The organism is uncultured Caldilinea sp. (assembly GCF_937128415.1).
Taxonomy (GTDB): Bacteria; Chloroflexota; Anaerolineae; order Caldilineales; family Caldilineaceae; genus Caldilinea.
The window spans coordinates 141,813-158,838 of the sequence record NZ_CAKZMJ010000068.1 but is presented as its reverse complement, the minus strand read 5'-3'; the positions used below and the strand labels follow the sequence as shown (position 1 = coordinate 158,838).

General features: G+C 61.9%; 10 protein-coding genes. 5 read left to right on the top strand and 5 right to left on the bottom strand.

The features are described from left to right. Window positions 1–26 precede the first annotated feature (26 nt). The 4 genes from Q0367_RS12905 to Q0367_RS12890 all read right to left on the bottom strand — a co-directional run bounded on the left by Q0367_RS12905 (window position 27) and on the right by Q0367_RS12890 (window position 4,956). On the bottom strand, window positions 27–716 hold the full coding sequence (locus Q0367_RS12905; protein WP_297631730.1) for a metal-dependent transcriptional regulator: 690 nt from the start codon (window positions 714–716) through the stop codon (window positions 27–29). A gap of 397 nt (window positions 717–1,113) precedes the next feature. Continuing rightward, window positions 1,114–2,244 (bottom strand): sugar ABC transporter substrate-binding protein, encoded by a 1,131-nt coding sequence (locus tag Q0367_RS12900; RefSeq protein ID WP_297631728.1) that lies wholly within the window; start codon window positions 2,242–2,244, stop codon window positions 1,114–1,116. Between the two features lie 137 nt (window positions 2,245–2,381). After that, entirely contained in the window at window positions 2,382–3,434 is a 1,053-nt protein-coding gene (locus Q0367_RS12895; RefSeq protein ID WP_297631726.1) for an ABC transporter permease, read from the bottom strand. Then, window positions 3,427–4,956 carry a sugar ABC transporter ATP-binding protein gene (locus tag Q0367_RS12890; protein WP_298982676.1) on the bottom strand — a complete coding sequence of 510 codons (1,530 nt, stop codon included), beginning with the start codon at window positions 4,954–4,956 and terminating at the stop codon, window positions 3,427–3,429. Before Q0367_RS12890 ends, Q0367_RS12895 begins: the two co-directional genes overlap by 8 nt. A gap of 213 nt (window positions 4,957–5,169) precedes the next feature. On the opposite strand from Q0367_RS12890, the gene Q0367_RS12885 reads away from it, so the two are divergent. From Q0367_RS12885 to Q0367_RS12865, 5 genes are all read left to right on the top strand, one after another. Further along, window positions 5,170–6,222 (top strand): LacI family DNA-binding transcriptional regulator, encoded by a 1,053-nt coding sequence (locus Q0367_RS12885; RefSeq protein WP_298982674.1) that lies wholly within the window; start codon window positions 5,170–5,172, stop codon window positions 6,220–6,222. A gap of 283 nt (window positions 6,223–6,505) precedes the next feature. Then, complete coding sequence (locus Q0367_RS12880; RefSeq protein WP_298982672.1) at window positions 6,506–7,804, top strand: amidase; 1,299 nt, start codon at window positions 6,506–6,508, stop codon at window positions 7,802–7,804. Continuing rightward, window positions 7,801–8,721, top strand: coding sequence for an acetamidase/formamidase family protein (locus tag Q0367_RS12875; RefSeq protein WP_298982670.1), 921 nt, complete (start codon window positions 7,801–7,803; stop codon window positions 8,719–8,721). The genes Q0367_RS12880 and Q0367_RS12875 overlap by 4 nt, the downstream gene beginning before the upstream one ends. 88 nt (window positions 8,722–8,809) lie before the next feature. Further along, window positions 8,810–9,778, top strand: a complete 969-nt coding sequence (locus Q0367_RS12870) for a quinone oxidoreductase (RefSeq protein WP_363325869.1) — start codon at window positions 8,810–8,812, stop codon at window positions 9,776–9,778. Between the two features lie 179 nt (window positions 9,779–9,957). After that, complete coding sequence (locus tag Q0367_RS12865; RefSeq protein ID WP_298982666.1) at window positions 9,958–12,996, top strand: choice-of-anchor Q domain-containing protein; 3,039 nt, start codon at window positions 9,958–9,960, stop codon at window positions 12,994–12,996. A 164-nt stretch (window positions 12,997–13,160) separates the two neighbouring features. On the opposite strand, the gene Q0367_RS12860 is transcribed toward Q0367_RS12865, so the two are convergent. Further along, entirely contained in the window at window positions 13,161–16,955 is a 3,795-nt protein-coding gene (locus Q0367_RS12860; protein WP_298982665.1) for a PQQ-binding-like beta-propeller repeat protein, read from the bottom strand. Between the last annotated feature and the right edge of the window lie 71 nt (window positions 16,956–17,026).

Below are 17,026 nucleotides of genomic sequence, written 5' to 3'. Positions count from 1 at the left end.
CGGTTCATTCACAATCGTTGCTTGTCTCAAGAATCGTTGTCTTGTTCCTCAAATCGAACAAATATCTTTGCCGTAATATTCAGCCCCAACACGTGCGTCTGTTCCCCGGCTCGAATCGTCAAGTTGTTGTCAAAGGGCGAATAATCGATCACATCGATCTGCGCACCTGGCGTCAGCCCCAGCGCCTCGAGATGACGCAGCAGATTCAGGTCGCGCGCCAGCACGCGCAGAATAACGGCGCCCCGGCCTGGGCGCAGCGCCGAAAGCGGCAGCGACTCATCCTCGGGCATGCTCAGGTCGGCGCCGGGGATCAGCTCGCCGTGGGGGTCGCGCGTCGGGTAGCCGAGCGCAGCGTCGATGCGGCGCTCGAATTCCTCTGAGATGACGTGCTCCAGCCGCTCCGCCTCTTCGTGCACTTCGTCCCAGGAATACCCCAGCGATTGCACCAACCAGGCCTCAATCAGGCGATGGTGGCGGATGACCTCCAGCGCCGCCCGGCGACCGGCGGCGGTGAGCACCACCCCTTGGTGCTTCCGGTATTCCACCAGCGGCGGATCTTCCGCAGCCAGCTTCCGGAGCATCCCCGTGACCGAGGCGGGCTTCACCTTCAGGCGCTGCGCCAGCGCGCCGGTGCTGGCGGAAGAGCCATCTTCGGTCAGTTCATAAATGTGTTTCAGATAGTCCTGAACGGACTGGGTGGCGCCGGATTTCTTCATGGTTTTTGTGTTGTGTTTGTTATACACGTATTTTTAGTTATGGCTAAAAATATTTTGTTCTATCTAAATTCGATTGTCAAATTTCATCCCCGACAATTTCTAACGCACGATTCTTTTGAGCCTCCTTGTGTCTTCGCTCCTTTGTGGTTGATCGCTTCGCCCAGACGCTCGCAGCGCCTTCGGCGGTCGGGGAGAGGAGATGAGGAATTCGCCGGCGCTGACGCCGACCGAGTCGCCGGACTGTGCAACAGGGGTTTCTCAGGATATTGCGCGGGGAATTCCTTCCAGGAGCTTGGGGTTTGAAATTTGAACTCGTCGTTGAAAACCATAGAGCGGCGAGACGTCTCGCCGCTCTATGGTCAAAAGGAGCGCTGTTGTACAGGTGAACCGCTAGAGATTATTCTTCCGGCACTGTGGGCAGGTCATTGTCATATTCGGGGAAGCCCGCCACCGGCTCCGTCCACAGCTTGCCGTCGAGATAGTCTTGCAGGTTTTCCGGCGTCACGACGACCGACGGGGTGAGGATGATCTGCGGCACTTCTTCGCCGTTGAAGATCTTCTGCATGGTGTCGATCACGGTCACGCCCATGCGCACCGGGTCAACGCCTAACGTGGCGCTGAATTTGCCTTCGCGCAGCAGGTCAAGCGTAGGCTGGTTGCCGTCGATGCCGACCGCAAAGAAGTCCTTGTTGATTTGCAGGCCCAATTGCTCGGCGGCCAATGCAGCGCCGATCGCCATTTCGTCGCTGTTGCCGTAGAAGACGTCGATGTCTGGGTTGGCCTGCAGGGCGATGGCCGCCACTTCCGAGCCCTTGGTGCGCAGCCATTCCGCCGTCTGCTCGCCGACCACTTCAACGTTCGGGCAGTTCTTGGCAAGGCCGGCCTTGAAGCCGCCCGTGCGTCGATGAGAGAAGATGCTATCGATGCCGAGAAGGATGAAGACTTTGCCTTTCGTCTCTGCAGGCGTGGTGTTGTACTTCTTGGCGATCAGCTCGCAGGTGTACGCGGCCAGCTTCTCGGCGCCGCCCCATTGGTCATAGCCGATGTAGGCGACGACCTCGCCCTCGGCGAAGGGCGTGATGAAGTTGTGCGCCAGGATCGGGATGCCTTTTTCATTGGCCGCCTTCACCGCCGTGATGGCGGAATCGGTGCCGATCGGGTTGATGCTGATGGCCTCAACGCCCTTTTCGAGCAGCTGCTGCACGGTGGTCACGAAAGCCTGGAAGTCGCCTTCGCTCGCCGGCGCCTGCACGTCCAGCGTCCAGCCCAGCTCTTTGCTGCGCGCCGTGGCGCCATCCACCATCGCCACGTGGAAGGGGCTGGTCAAGGCCGGTGGCACAAAGCCGACGTAATGGCCGCCTTCGGCCGGCGCTGCTGCCTCCTCGGCGGCGGGTTGTGTGGCCTCCGCTGGCGCTTCTGCAGCGGGCGCTTGCGCCGCAGGCGCCGGAGCCGGCGCAGCGCAGCCGGAGACAATCATTGCGACAATCAACACGACGCTGAACAGAGAAAGAATGGGTTTGTGTTGCATAGTCCGCTCCTTGCGTTGTTTGAATCAAAATGAACGGTATAGACAGAGGGAATCTCCTCTCTGCGTCAAGGTTGGAAGGGCGACCGATTGCACGCAACAGGGGCGATCTAAGTCGCTCTCAGACTGTGCACCCTTTTTTACGTTCGAGCCCGCCTGAAGCGCAGCCATTTGACGTCTCCCCGGCGAATCACATCGAGCGCCACCGCCAGGACGATGATGGCGCCGATCACGATCTCCTTGGCATTGGAAGGAACGCTCATGTAAACGAGGCCGGCCTCCACGACGCGGATGATGAAGACGCCGATCAGCGTGCCCCAGATGCCGCCGACGCCGCCCGAGAGCGCCGTGCCGCCGATCACCACCGCCGCCACCGAGATCAACGTCATGTTGGTGCCGTTTTGATAGGCGCCGGATTGCAGCCTGGCCATCACCAGAATGCCGCCGATCGCTGCAAGCAGGCCGCTGATGCCGTAAATAAAGACTTTGACCCGGTCTACGTTGATGCCGGAGAGCCTTGTCGCCGTCTCATTGCCGCCGATGGCGTAGGTGTAGCGACCGAATTTGGTGTGTTTTAAGACAATCCAGAGCAAGAAGTAGATGCCCAGCACGATGATGAAGGGCATCGGCACGCGCAGCCCAAACAGATCGACGGTGCTGGTGACAAAGTTGAGGAATGGCCCCTTCTGGATGTTGATGCCCGCCCCGCGCGTCCACACCAGCGAAACGCCTAGCAACATGCTGCGAAAGCCGAGCGTGACGATCAGGGGATTCATGTTCATCCCTGTGATGATCAGCCCCTGAAACATGCCGATCGCCAGGCCTGCAGTGATGGCGATCAGCACCGCCTGCCAGTCGGCGATGCCGAAGGCAATCTGGCCGCCGGCAATATTGGTGCCTGCGATCAGGATGGCCGCTGTGACGCCCGCAAACGAGACCATCGCTTCAACTGATAGATCGATGCCCCCGGTCAAAATGACGAAGGTCTGACCTGCCGCCACAACGCCGATCGCCGCCGCTTCTAACGCCAACAGCATCAGGCTTGTAGGTGAACGAAAAGGCGGGGACAAGATCCAGAGAATCAGGATCAGCAGCAAAAGCACGAGCAGCGGACCGGTCGCCGCCAGCGCGCGCCGCAACGCTTCCATCGCTTCGTTGCGCTCACGGGGAGCAGGAATCGTCGTCTCACTCATGGATGCTTGCCTCAAAAAGTTTCGACTGCTCGATTTCGGAAGCTGCCATGCCTGTCGCCAGCTCCATAATGCGCTCCTGGTTGGCTTCGTCACGGTTCAGGAAACCGGCCACGCGGCCCTCGTGAATGACCATGATGCGGTCGCTCATGCCCAACACTTCGGGAAGCTCGGAGCTGACCATCAGAATGGCGACCCCGCGTCTGGCGAGTTCATTCATCAGACGATAAATCTCCACTTTGGCGCCGACGTCGATGCCGCGCGTCGGCTCATCGAAAATCAACACCTTGGGATGGGTCGCCAGCCATTTCGCCAGCACGATCTTTTGCTGGTTGCCGCCGGAAAGATTCATGACCAACTGCTGTTGGTTGGGCGTTTTGATCGCCAGACTTTGGATGAACCCATTGCTCAGCTCTTGTTCTTTGGCTGCGCTTGTGAAGAGACCGCGCGTCAGGCGGTCGAGCGAAGCGAGCGTTATGTTGTCGCGCACCGACATCAGCAACACCAGCCCTTGCGTCTTGCGGTCTTCCGTCAGGAGGGCAATCCCATGCCGAACCGCATCGCGCGGGTTGCGGATGCGCACCTCTTTCCCTTCGACAAAAATGCGACCGCCGTCGATCGGATCGGCGCCGAAGATGGCGCGCACCAGCTCGGTGCGACCGGCGCCCACCAGCCCGGCGATGCCTAAAATTTCGCCTGCATGGACAGAAAAGCTGATGTCGTGGAGTTTTCCGTCGCGCCGCAAGCCTTCGACGCGCAACATCTCTTTGCCGCGCGGAGCAATTTCTTTGGGGAATTGCTCCGCGAGATCGCGACCCACCATCAGACGAATCAGCTGCTCCACCGTCAGCTCGGATGAAGGCCGGGTGGCGACCTTACGGCCATCGCGCAACACGGTCGTGCGGTCGCTGATGGCGAACGTCTCTTCCAGGTGGTGGCTGATATAGATGATCGCCACCCCTTCGGCCTTGAGCTCGGCGATGATGGCGAACAAGTCTTCAATCTCGCGCACGCTGAGCGCGGAGGTCGGCTCGTCCATGATGATCAGGTCGGCCTTCTGGTGCAGCGCCTTCGCCACCTCCACCATCTGCTGTTGGCCCACGCCAAGGGTGTAGAGCGGCGCGCGCGGGTCAATGTCGAGGTGCAGCTTCGCCAGCAAGCGCCGCGCTTCCTGATGCATCGCCGGCCAATCCAACAGGCCGTTGCGCGTCCATTCGCTGCCCAGAAAGATGTTTTCGGTCACAGAGAGATAGGGAACCTGGTTGAGCTCCTGATAGATGGTGACGATGCCGGCGTCCTGCGCCTGGCGCGGCGTGCGAAAGACGACGGGCTGGCCCTTAAAAATGATTTCGCCCGCGTCGGCCTGATAGACGCCGGAGAGGATTTTCATCAGCGTCGATTTACCGGCGCCGTTCTCGCCGACCAGCGCGTGCACTTCCCCGCGGCGCACGTCAAAGTCCACCGACTTGAGCGCCTGCACGCCTGGAAAGCTCTTGACGATTCCGCGCATTTCCAACAAATTCATAAATTGCTCGATGGGCCAAAGGTCTTATTAAAAGCGGGCGTTGACAAGCCCAGGGATGCGTCGTACAATATTCTTAAAACGTTTTAACGACATTGATTGTAACACAGGTCGATTCCGCTTGTCAATTGCTTGTTTTTCATCTCCCTTCATTGCTCGAAGGTGCGGGTCGACTTGAGCGTTCGATCAACCTGAACATCGGACAAGGATTTTTGAATGGAGCGCAAACATCCTGTGACCATTGTGGACGTCGCCGCCCATGCAGGCGTCTCGGCGGGCACGGTCTCCAACGTCTTGACCGGCAAACGTCCGGTGGCGGAAGCGACGCGCGAGCGCGTCCTGCGCGCCGTGGAGGAGCTGGGGTATCAGCCGAATCTCCTGGCGCGCAGCCTGGTGAACCGCAGCAGCGACACGTTGGGCGTGGTGACGTATGGATTGGAGTTTTACGGCCCCTCGCGCACTCTGGTGGGCATCGAGCGGGCGGCGGCGGAACTGGGATACTCGCTGTTGCTTGACCTGCTGCATGAGCCAGACGTCGCCGACGTCGACGCCGTGCTCGATGAGCTGACGGCGCGACGCGTGGACGGCATCATCTGGGCGGTGCACGAGGTGGGCGACAATCGGGCGTGGATCGATGAGGAGCGGCTGCGCACGCTGCCGCCGATCATTTTTCTGACGATGGCGCCGCGGCCGGGGGCCTCGATCGTCTCCACCGATAACTGCGTTGGCGCCCAGCTGGCGACCCGTCACCTGATCGCTACAGGTCGGCGCACGATCGGTGTCATCACGGGGCCGTTGACGTGGTGGGAGGCCCGGCAGCGATTGGAAGGATGGCGCCGCGCGCTCGACGAGGCCGGCCTGGAAGGCGATGATGCGCTGATCTACGAAGGAAGTTGGTCGGCGGCCTCCGGAGAAGCTGCGCTGGAAGCCCTGTTGCATCGCCGGCCGGACCTCGACGCCGTGTTCGCCTGCAACGACCAAATGGCGCTCGGCGCGCTGCGCTATTGTCACGCCACCGGCCGCCGCGTGCCGGAAGAGGTGTCGGTCGTGGGCTTCGACAACATTCCGGAGTCGGCCTTTTTCTGGCCCGCGCTGACGACCATCCGTCAACATCTTCTCGATTTAGGGCGGGTGGCCGTCGAGGAGCTGCATCGCCGGATTGAACTGCGTCTTCAGGACGCCGAGCCTGAGCCGCCTGCCATGCACTTGTTGCAGCCGGAGCTGATCGTGCGCGAGAGCACTCTGCAGTCGCAGCCGGCGTCGCCGTGAGCCAGGCCACCTCGCTTTTCCCCTTTCTGTGCTTCCTTACATTCCTCAAGACCGTGCGGTTCACCGAGAACGTGCGGCTGGGAGCTGCACCCACCATCATCGCCGACTAGTTTCTCAATATGCTCTATCGATTGCCAGATTCTGCTGCATAATTTGTTTGTTAAATATAATTCGTCGCTAACTGACGAAGCTGAACATGCTTTGTGATACGATATTGTTTGTATAAAGCTCCGTCGGATTAAAAAGCATTCATCCATCCACACAGGAAAGGCGGCTGGCGTTTATGTTGATCCACTCCGCACCGCTGGCTGAGACGGCGGAAGCGCTGCGCAGCGGTGAACTCGATCTCCACGCGTATCTCGATCAAGTCTGCGACCGCATTGAACAAATCGATCCGCAGGTGCTGGCCTTTCTGCCGGAGCCAGATCGCCGCAGACGGCTGCATGCCGCCGCAGATGAGCTGCTCGCCACGTTTCCCAGGCCCGTGGGACGTCCCCTTCTCTTCGGCGTTCCGGTCGGCGTCAAAGACATCATTCACGTCAACGGCTTTGTGACGCGCGCGGGAACCGAGGTTTCGCCGGAGCATTTCGCCGGCGAGGAGGCGATCTGCGTGCGCCGTTTACGCGACGCGGGCGCGCTGATCGCCGGCAAGACGGTGACGACCGAATTCGCCTATTTCGAGCCGGGGCCAACGCGCAACCCACACAACCTCTCACACACGCCCGGCGGTTCGAGCAGCGGCTCGGCCGCAGCGGTGGCCGCCGGAATGGTTCCGCTGGCGCTAGGCACGCAGACGATCGGTTCGGTGATTCGGCCGGCGGCTTTCTGCGGCGCCGTGGGCTTCAAGCCAACTTTGCAACGCATTCCTACGGCGGGCGTCCTCTATTTTTCGCGCACGCTCGACCAGATCGGCCTTTTCACGCAGGACGTGGCGGGCATGGAGGCGGCGGCGTCCGTCCTCTGTGAGGAGTGGGAGGATGTGCAGTTGAGCGAGGACGACATCCCCGTGCTGGGTGTGGCCGATGGCCCCTATCTGCGCCAGGCGTCGCAGGAGGCGTTGGCTGCTTTCAAACAGCAGTTGCAGCGGCTGGAGGCGGAAGGCTACACCGTCTGGCATGTGCCGACGTTGCTTGACATCGAAGCGATCAACCAATGGCATCGCCGTCTGGTCTTCGCTGAGTTCGCTCGCGAACACGCGACGCTGTACGCGCGTTTCGGGCATCTGTACCGCCCGCGCACCGCTGAGATCATCGAGTTGGGAAAGCAAGTGAGCGACGCCGAGCTGAGCGAGCTGCGCAGCCGCTGCATCGAGCTGCGCGACCGCCTGGAAAAACAGATGCAACAGGCGGGCATCGACCTGTGGGTGGCGCCCGCCGCCCCCGGCCCTGCGCCCGCCGGCCTGCAATCGACGGGCGACCCGAACATGAACCTGCCGTGGACGACCGTCGGCTTTCCGGTGTTGACCGTTCCGGCGGGCAAGGTGTACGATCTGCCTGTCGGCTTCCAAATGGCGGCGCGCTTTGGCGACGACGAGCTGTTGCTGGCGTGGGCCAAAGAGATCGAAACGGTGCTCTCCGCATGACAACGCATGTTTTTACACCGACTCGCTACTACAACGTGTTGACCGCCGCGCCGCCTGTCTTGACGGTGGCGCCGGGAGATACGGTGGAAACAACCACCGTCGACGCACATGGGCTGGACGCACAGCGCAATCCGGTGACGCCGCCCGGCAACCCCATGACCGGTCCCTTCTTTGTGCAGGGCGCCGAGCCGGGGGATGCGCTCGTGGTGCGCCTGGAGGCGATTACGCCGAACCGCACGTATGGCTGGAGCAACGCCATGTTGGCGCCCAACGTGGTGGACCCGGATTTCGTTCCAGAGTTGCCGTGGCCACCCAAGGGAGAGCGGCGGCGCAGCTACTGGCAGGTGGACGTGGAGGCGGGCGTCGCCTCGCTCGTTGAGCCGTCCGTCTCCGGGGGGCTAACCCTGCCGCTGGCGCCGATGCTCGGCTGCTTCGGGGTGGCGCCTGCCAACGGCGAGGCGATCTCGACGGCAACCTCCGGCCCGCATGGCGGCAACATGGACTATCGCGGCTTTATTGCCGGTGTGACCGTCTATTTCCCGGTCTTTGCGCCTGGCGCGCTCTTCTTCCTGGGCGACGGTCACGCCCTGCAAGGCGCCGGGGAGATTGCGGGCGCAGGGGTCGAGGTCTCCTGCAACGTGCGTTTCACCCTCGACCTGCAAAAGGGGCGCCGCATCCGCTGGCCGCGCGGGGAGACGACGACGCACATCTTCACCGTCGGCAATGCGCGTCCGCTCGACCAGGCGCTGCAACATGCCACCACGGAGATGGCGCGCTGGCTTCAGGACGAGTATGGCCTGTCTCCACTGCACGCCCAGACGCTGCTCGGCCAGGCGGTGGAGTACGAGGTCGGCAACGTCTTTGATCCGGCGTACACGATGGTTTGCAAGCTGGAAAAGCGCTGGCTGCCGGGATGAGATTGCTGCATGGTGCGCATTCCGTAACGAAACACGCGCCACGCAACACGAAACACGCATCACACAGGAGGACGCCATGACAAACACGATGAAAGCGATCCGAATCCACGAGACGGGCGGGCGCGAGGTGTTGCGCCTGGAGGAAGTCGCCATCCCCGAACCGGGGCCCGGCGAGGCGCGCATCAAGGTCGAATACGCCGGCCTAAACTTCATCGACATTTACCAACGCACCGGCCAATACAAGCTGCCGCTGCCCTTCACGCCGGGGCTGGAGGCGGGCGGCGTCGTCGACGCCGTCGGCGAGGGCGTGCATGAAGTCAAGGTGGGCGATCGCGTAGCCTATTGCATGGTCAACGGCGCCTATGCAGAGTATGCGGTGGTCCCGGCGGCGAAGCTCGTTCCGGCGCCTCCTGCGCTGGGGCTGGATGTGGTCACGGCGTTGATGGTGCAGGGGTTGACAGCGCATTATCTGGCGATCAGCACCTTTCCATTGACGAAAGGACACACGGCGCTGATTCACGCCGCGGCGGGCGGAGCCGGGCGCCTGCTCGTTCAGGTCGCCAAACGCGCCGGCGCCCGCGTGATCGCCACCGTGGGCACGGAGGAGAAGGCTGCTTTGGCGCGCAGCGCCGGCGCCGACGAGGCGATCATTTACACGCAGAGCGACTTCGTGAGCGAGACGAAGCGGTTGACCCACGGCGTCGGCGTCGATGTGGTGTACGACTCGGTGGGGCAGAGCACCTTCTACGGCGGGCTGGACTGCCTGAAGCCGCGCGGGATGATGGTGTTGTGGGGACAGGCGAGCGGGCCGGTGGGGCCCTTCGACCCGCAGATTCTCAATCAGAAAGGCTCGCTCTATCTGACGCGGCCCAGCCTGGGCGCATACGTCGCCACGCGCGAGGAGCTGCTCTGGCGCGCCAACGAGCTCTTTGCGTGGGTGCAGGCCGGCGAGCTCGACGTGCGCATCGACCGCATCTTCCCGCTGGCGGAAGCGGCGGAGGCGCACGCCTACATCGAGAACCGACGGACGATGGGCAAGGTGCTGCTGAAGCCTTAGCGTTTTTGGCGTCGCAAAGCGCCGCCTATGCTAGAATGACGCATGGAGATGTAGGAGCGGTGGATGCCGCTCCTACTTTTTATTGTCCGGTGGAGATCGTCCTTTTGCGCTCCAGAGAAATTTTTGAATCTCCCCGTTCGGCCCCCCTAAGCCGGTGATCTGTCAAGAGCGGACAACACATGACGCTTGTGTCGCAAGTCACAGCGTTTTGTCGCCTGCTGTCTACGATGATCGACAATGGCGCGCCATCAATGTTTACAGATGTGGTTTCGTCATTTTCAGGATATCGCAAGGGGGAGTCTATGGAGGACGAAAAGGCAAAAGGGTCGCGCCCACCGAAACTTCTGCTTAAGTTTCTTAGAGGCTGTCTCAGCATCACGGCGGCGCTGATGGCTGTCATTGCCTTCAGCAGTGTTGTGAATGCCGCGGACCTCACGGTGAATACGCCTAACGATGAATACGATGTAGCGCCAAACGCAACCTGCTCTTTACGCGAGGCGATTCAATCCGCTAACCAAGACAGTGATTTCGGCGGTTGCGTCGCCGTTGGAGCTTATGGAAACGATACAATTCGTTTCGGGCCGGGCATCTCCGTGGTGCAGTTGTCGTTGTCCTCTGGCGTCAACAATGACGACAATTCATTCCTCGATCTGGATATTAACGATCCTTCCTTTCCCAACAGTCTGACAATTTCAGGGCCGCCCGGCAAAGTGACGGTGGAAACCGTCGCCGCCTGGACGGATCGCATCTTTGACATCCCAAGCGGCAGCTCGCCGCAAGGAGATATTTTGCTCGAAAATCTCGTGATTCGAGGGGGGGCGGTCGATTTTACGGCGACTCCCGAGACGGGAATGGTGTGCAGCTTTAGCGGCGGAGGCGTACGGGCGATTGGCTCGAATCGTTCGCTCACGCTGCGAAATGTGAGGCTGCAGGACAACGAGGTGGTGGGCGGCAACGGTGGCGGCGCGTGTGAAAAGTTCAACGGCAATTTTGTGCTTGAAACAAGTGAGGTGCTCAGCAACACAGCCGATGCATCCCCCCTCAGCGGCGGCCAAGGAGGCGGACTATGGTTAGGCGGCGGTCCTTTTCCCAGGACGATCCTCACCAGCACCGTCGCCTATAACCGCTCGGAGGTGGAAGGCGGCGGCGTCGCCAATCTGACGACTCGTGGATTACAGATCGACGACAGTCGGGTGCTCAGCAATGTCGCCGGCTATCTTCAGGTCGGCACAGGCCTGGGCGGCGGCGGGATCTGGAGCGTCTCCGGCTTGAATCTGAACAACACTGACGTGATGAGCAATGTTGTTTTTTATGATCCCTCGACGCCTTCGTTGTGGGTTGCAGGAGGAGGGGGAATTCATCAAGCGACCGGTGCAACCGGTCCGCTGACTATTGCAGGCGGGCAGATTTCATACAACCACGTCCGAGCGATTTTGAATGGCTCGGCGGTCGGCGGAGGCGGCGTCTTAAACGCCGGTTCGGCTGCATCGTTGAACGCCGTCCGCATCGAATTCAACGTTGTCGACACGGCATCGCCGTTAGTCAGTGCGGACGTTTACGGTGGGGGTGTTCTCAACCAACAACAGAAAATGTCTATCGTCAGGGGGACCATCTCTCATAACCGCATCGAGGCTACAAATGCAAGCGGAGGCGGCATTGCGAGCTATGCTCAGATTACGCCTCCGGGAGGCCAGCTTTTCCTGAACAGCGTCACCGTTGCGAACAATTCGGCGAGTGGCACAGGCGGTGGATTGGTTAGCGGCGGCGGCATCAACATTGTGACCTTGGTGGACACCGTGATCGTGGATAGCAGCCTCATTCAGAGCAACACGGTCTCCGGCAGCGGCGCTCTGTTATGGGGCGGCGGCATCCACTCCAACGGCGAAATGACGGTGCTCAACTCTAGCATCGTCGGCAACGTCGGGGGGCAGCGAGGCGGCGGCGTCTTGAACTCGTATCTGTTCCATAGCATCAATGCTACGTTGAGTGGCAACAGCGCTGCGAGCGGCGGCGGACTATATAATTTCAACTCTTTCAACACCACGAGCTACCTGACGCACACGACGATTGCAAACTCGACCGGAGGCGGCCTCCATGTCGAGCCTGGCGCCCCTGTTGAAGTATTGGCGACCTTGTTGGCGAACAACGCAGGGGGGAATTGCACCGGCGCTGCGGTGACTCACAATGGCGCGTCGTTGTCGGACGATGCTTCCTGCACCGGCTTTGCATTCACCAATGTCAATCCGCTGTTGCAGCCGCTGGCTTTGAACGGCGGCGCAACACCCAATCACGCGCTCGGAGCAGGAAGCCCCGCGATCGATCAGGCCGGGGCCTGCAACGGTTATGGCGTCATAAGCGATCAGCGCGGCCTGGCGCGGCCACAGGGCGCAGCTTGCGACATCGGCGCCTTTGAGTTGGAGGAAGCAGACCTCTCTGTTAACAAGACGGTCTTCCCTGCCTCTGTGATGAGCGGAGAAACCATCACCTACACCGTGTTGGTCGTGAACCTGAGCAGCTTTGGCTCCGCCTTGAACATTGTCTTAACCGACACGCTCACAGGCGGTGCAAGCTTCGGCGGCGTCGTAAACGGAGGCGGATTTACTTTGCAGAGCAGCAGCAGCGGCCAGGCAATCTTTACGCTGCCGACGCTTGCAGCCGGCGCAGGAACCACGCTTGTCTTTACGGCGACGGCGCCGACCCTCGCCGGCTCCGTCGTCAACACGGCCACGGTCGCTTCGGGCAACCCTGACCCTGGTTTGGTTAATAACGTTTCCGTCGTGAATACACCGGTCACCCCTGTGGCCAACCTGCAGATCGGCAAGATGCAGAGCTACAATGCCATCTTGACCAACACGGTGGCGTCGGGCGCGACTATCTCCTATACGCTCCTGGTGACCAATACAGGCCCGAGCCCTGCGGCCAGCGTCGTGGTGACCGACGTTCTGCCAACCGGCATGAATTTCATCGGCGCCTCGGGGGCTGGCTGGAGTTGCGGTTTTAGTGCACCGAGCGTAATTTGCTCTGCACCTTCGCTCGCTCTCGGCCCGGCGCCGGCTATCATGATCGAGGCAAGCGCTGCGATCACGGTCGGTCTGACGCTAACGAACACTGCCACGGTCCACTCGGCAACGCATCCGGCCACGCCTGTAACGTCGAACGCAGTGTCGGTGAACGTGGGAGCGGCCAATCATCTCCCCGTGATTTTTAAGCAACCGTAGACGACAGCCGCAGCGGCGACGCAAAAAGGAGGAGCGACAGAGGCGCTCCTCCTTTCGCTTTTTCACTTTACCTGCAAGCCTTTGCCTGCAAGCGCGAAGACGCGTTGCAAACACGGAAGCAGCGTCACCTCCGCTCTATCCGCAAGATTTTCTCCTGCCCCATGCTAAAACCGTTTCACCACCCCATCGTACACCGGCCCGGCGGGCGAGCCGCCGAAGCGTCGTTGTCCATGGCTTGGCCCGCCGGCGGCTCCAGACGAATCCAGCACGGTCGAACCGCCGCCTTCGTCGAAGTGATAGAGGCCGACCGTGTTGGCGTCGGGTGTGAAGGGGGCGTTGGGCGGCGTGAACGCGCCGGTGTAGCGCACGCTGTTCGAGATGCGCACTTCGTCCACCCAGCCGCTGAAGGACGGATAGCTGTTGGGGTCGTAGTCATGTTTCTCCGCTCCGATCACCAGGAAAGGCTCGTTCCACCACTGGTTGTCGGTGATGGGGCGCCCCACGCGGTAGGAGACGTTCCCTGCCGGGCCACTGGGGATGCGACGGTCGAGCGCACCGTTGACGAAGATGCTCATCTCGCCGTTGCTGCGGCGGGTGACGGCGACGTGATGCCATTGGTTGGTCGCCAGCGTCGTTGCGCCGCAGATCGTCTGGCCGCTGGCGCCGTTGTTGACGCCGAAGGCGATGCGTCCGCCGTAGAGTGAAACGCCGAAATCTCCATAGTCCGGCGCGCCGAAGATGTCACGGTCAAAGATGATGTTGCCGCGGATCCAGTTGTCGCCTCCTTCGGTGCAGGCGCCGCTGTTGTTTTCGCCGGGCGCGTAGCGCATCCAGAACTCGATGGTGAAGTCGCCGGCGCCGATGTTGACCGGCAGTGAAGCGCCCACGGTGTTGCTCATGGGAATCTTGACGCGGTCGATGTCGTTCACGCCGTTGCCGTAAAAGCGCAGCGAGTAGGTCGAGCCGCCGGGGGGAGGCGTGGGGGTGTTGGTGGGCGTCGGCGTGAGGGTCGGTGGAATGGTCGGCGTCACCGTAGGGGTTTGGGTTGGCGTTGCGGTCGGTGTGGCAGTGGGGGGCGGCGTTGCGAATGGTTTCAAGACGATCGGCAGAAAGAGAGTCGGCTGCTGCGCTGCCTCCTCTTCGCTCTCTTCTTGCTCGTCGGCCTGAATCGTGGCGACGATTTTTTGGATCGAGTAGAGGTCTCCCCGTCCCCATGGCCGATCCAACCAGCGGCGCAACGTCGTGCGCGAATCGCCCAGGATGTAGGCGCGGGCAAGAAAGTGCGACCAGCCGGCGATCGGCGCAATGAACGAGCTTTCCCCTTCCTCGGCGTGAATGCCTGCGCGCGTGATGTACCACCAGCGCAGGCCGTCGCCTGTCTGCCGGGAAATTACGTGCGCCGCGGCCTGGCCGTTGGTCTGCTCGCGCAGATAGAGGCCGATCTCCGGCGTCAGGCCGAAGAAGACCGGCAGATACCACCCCTGAAAGCGCGCCCATTCCGCTTGATCATCGCGCGGCGTCCAATACTGGCCGATGGAGCGCGCGTATTCGATGTACGGCGTGATGACCCGACCGGCCTCCAGCGCAGCCACCGCCGTCTCGACCGCACGAACGTAAGTCAATGAATCGGCCCCGAACAATTGCTGCGCCATGCGCGCGTAGCCGATGAGGCCGGCGATGTCGGCGTAGTAGGCGACACCGCGTCGCGCGTTATACAGGCCGGTGAGCGCACTCCAGTTGTTCTGCACCAGCGCCCAGTCGCCTGTGTTCTTGGCCCATAACCAGACGGCGTAGAGCGAAAGCGGGCTGGCGGCCGGCGGCGGCCAGTTGTTCAGGTTGGCGCGGATGTCTTCCGGCACAGGATACAGCTCGCGCGGCGCGCCGTTCTTCAGCCAATCGCCGCCCCAGGGCATGTCCTGCCAGGGGGGGTAGCGGGCGATAAGGACGTCGGAAACATATTGCCGCACCCGGCTTTGCAGCCCTGCATCGAGATACGGATAGGCCATCGCCAGCGTGAGCAACAGCTCGCCGGAGTCATGCCAGTAGGCGTTGCCGCCGCCGTTGTAGGTGATGGCGGGCGGCTCCGGCGGGATGGTCGAGTTGTGCGGCCACATGGCGGAATTGCTCATGCCTCGCTGCAGATAGTAGGGCATGAGATATTCGTCGTCGCGCACCAGGTCGGCGACTTCGCTGCGCAGCCGCTGCACCAGGTCGGCGGGAGGATTCGTGATCGGCGTGGCGAGGTCGAGCGTGACGTAGTCGGTCAGCGCCCGACTTGTCATGACGACAGGCGGCGTGGGCGTCGGTGCGGGAGGCAGCGTCTGCGTATAGACCAGGGGAGGAGGACAATTTGCACCATTCCCTGCGCCAATGCCCGCCAGCCCACCTTCGATGACGCGCCAGTAGATCATGTTGTTGGCGATGACTGCACCCGCCATCACAGCGCCTTCTCCGACGCGCGGGGAGGGAAAGGGGTAGTCCTGGTCGCGCGGATCGCCGCTGAGCGGGAAAAACGGATTGGGGCCGACCGGTCCGCAGCCGGAGTCAGGGCCGCCGCCGCATTCCGGCCAGACATTGGAGACCGTGCCCACGTGCACCAGCTCGCCTTGAATCTCTGTCGTCAGGCTGATGGCGCCGAGCCGCTCCCAGTTGTCGATGTAAAGAATGTTGCCGCCCATCGTCATCATCGCCGGCTCGTCCGAGGTGAGGCGGAATTCGTAGTTGAAATTGGATGCAGGATAGTCCGGGGTGCGCAGGCCGACGATGTCATCGAGCGTCTGCATGTTCATCAGCCCTAACTCGCCGTCGTACTGCGAGGAGACGTGCACTGCATAGGGGCTGGTGGTCTGGATGCCCTGGCGCGCCCGGTAGGTGACGTAGGCGGTGTAGGCGGCGCCGCTGCGCACCACCGGCGTGTTGGGAATGTCGTTGTCGCCGAAGGTGTAGAGCACCGGCGCCACCCCGAGCAACTGGCCCGTCCTGGCGTCCAGCACGAAAAAGGTCTGCTTATGCGGCTGCGCGCTCAGGTAGGCGGTGATGCGCGGGCGCACGGCGCGCCAGTCGGCGTCCCAATCTGGGTTGACGGCTCCGGCCTGGTTCATCACGACATCTCCCTCGCCGAGCAATTGCCAGAGGGCGTAAAGCGGCTGCGAGCGATAGACCACCGTGTCGCTGAGCACGACCGGGTAGCGCTCACCCAGGCTCTGGCCGTAGAGTCGAGTCTTCCAGACCAATGCGCCGCTTTCGGCGTCGACGGCGAAGGCGTAGATCGCCTCGTCGCCGCTGAAGATCAGGGAGCCGTCGCGGCTCAGGGCGGGCGTGGTCAAGATCGGCGCGTCGGACCGATATTGCCAGAGCTCTGCGCCGTCGCTCAGGCGGAGCGATGTGAGCCGACCGTCGGTCGAAGCGACTATCACGCGATTGCGGGCGACGTCCAGCAGCGGCGCGGTGGCGCTGGGGCCGGTGCTGCGTCGCCAGCGCAGGGCGCCTGTGGCGGCGTCCAGCGCAAAGGTGGTTCCCCCGTGCGTGCTGAAGATCACCGTGTCGCCGAGTGCGCCGGGCGAGTGGCGAATCGGGCTGCCGTCGCCAGGATGCGTCCACAGGGGGGCGCCGGTGCTGGCGTTGCGGGCGTAGAGCACGCCGTCCATGCCGCCGATGAAGAGCCGTCCCGCGGCCACGACAGGTTGCGCACGCGAGGCGAATGGAACTTCGTACCATTTCCACAGATAACAGTACGGCGGGTTCACCTGGAGCGGCGTATAGTTGGTGCGTTGGGCGTCGCGGCCGACCTGAGGCCAATCTTGCGTAGGGATGGCTTGCGTTTGCTGCGCCGGGGCGTCGATCTGCAGGACCGGCGTATCTGCGATCAGCATGCGCTGCACCAGTCTCGTCGGCAGCCCAAGCGCGCCGGTCAACAACATCGCTGCAACGCCGAGCGCAATCGTCGTGCGAACGAGCATCGGCCTTCTCCTCTTTTCATCCTTTGCTGTGCGCATCAGAATAAAGGTTGCGCAGTTGAATCTGGCAATCG

Bases quoted from the DNA above. Each gene is read 5' to 3' on its own strand.
- Q0367_RS12900 (WP_297631728.1), bottom strand. From the start codon at position 2,244: ATGCAACACAAACCCATTCTTTCTCTGTTCAGCGTCGTGTTGATTGTC.
- Q0367_RS12865 (WP_298982666.1), top strand. From the start codon at position 9,958: ATGACGCTTGTGTCGCAAGTCACAGCGTTTTGTCGCCTGCTGTCTACG.
- Q0367_RS12885 (WP_298982674.1), top strand. From the start codon at position 5,170: ATGGAGCGCAAACATCCTGTGACCATTGTGGACGTCGCCGCCCATGCA.
- Q0367_RS12905 (WP_297631730.1), bottom strand. From the start codon at position 716: ATGAAGAAATCCGGCGCCACCCAGTCCGTTCAGGACTATCTGAAACAC.
- Q0367_RS12875 (WP_298982670.1), top strand. From the start codon at position 7,801: ATGACAACGCATGTTTTTACACCGACTCGCTACTACAACGTGTTGACC.
- Q0367_RS12880 (WP_298982672.1), top strand. From the start codon at position 6,506: ATGTTGATCCACTCCGCACCGCTGGCTGAGACGGCGGAAGCGCTGCGC.
- Q0367_RS12890 (WP_298982676.1), bottom strand. From the start codon at position 4,956: ATGAATTTGTTGGAAATGCGCGGAATCGTCAAGAGCTTTCCAGGCGTG.
- Q0367_RS12860 (WP_298982665.1), bottom strand. From the start codon at position 16,955: ATGCTCGTTCGCACGACGATTGCGCTCGGCGTTGCAGCGATGTTGTTG.
- Q0367_RS12895 (WP_297631726.1), bottom strand. From the start codon at position 3,434: ATGAGTGAGACGACGATTCCTGCTCCCCGTGAGCGCAACGAAGCGATG.
- Q0367_RS12870 (WP_363325869.1), top strand. From the start codon at position 8,810: ATGAAAGCGATCCGAATCCACGAGACGGGCGGGCGCGAGGTGTTGCGC.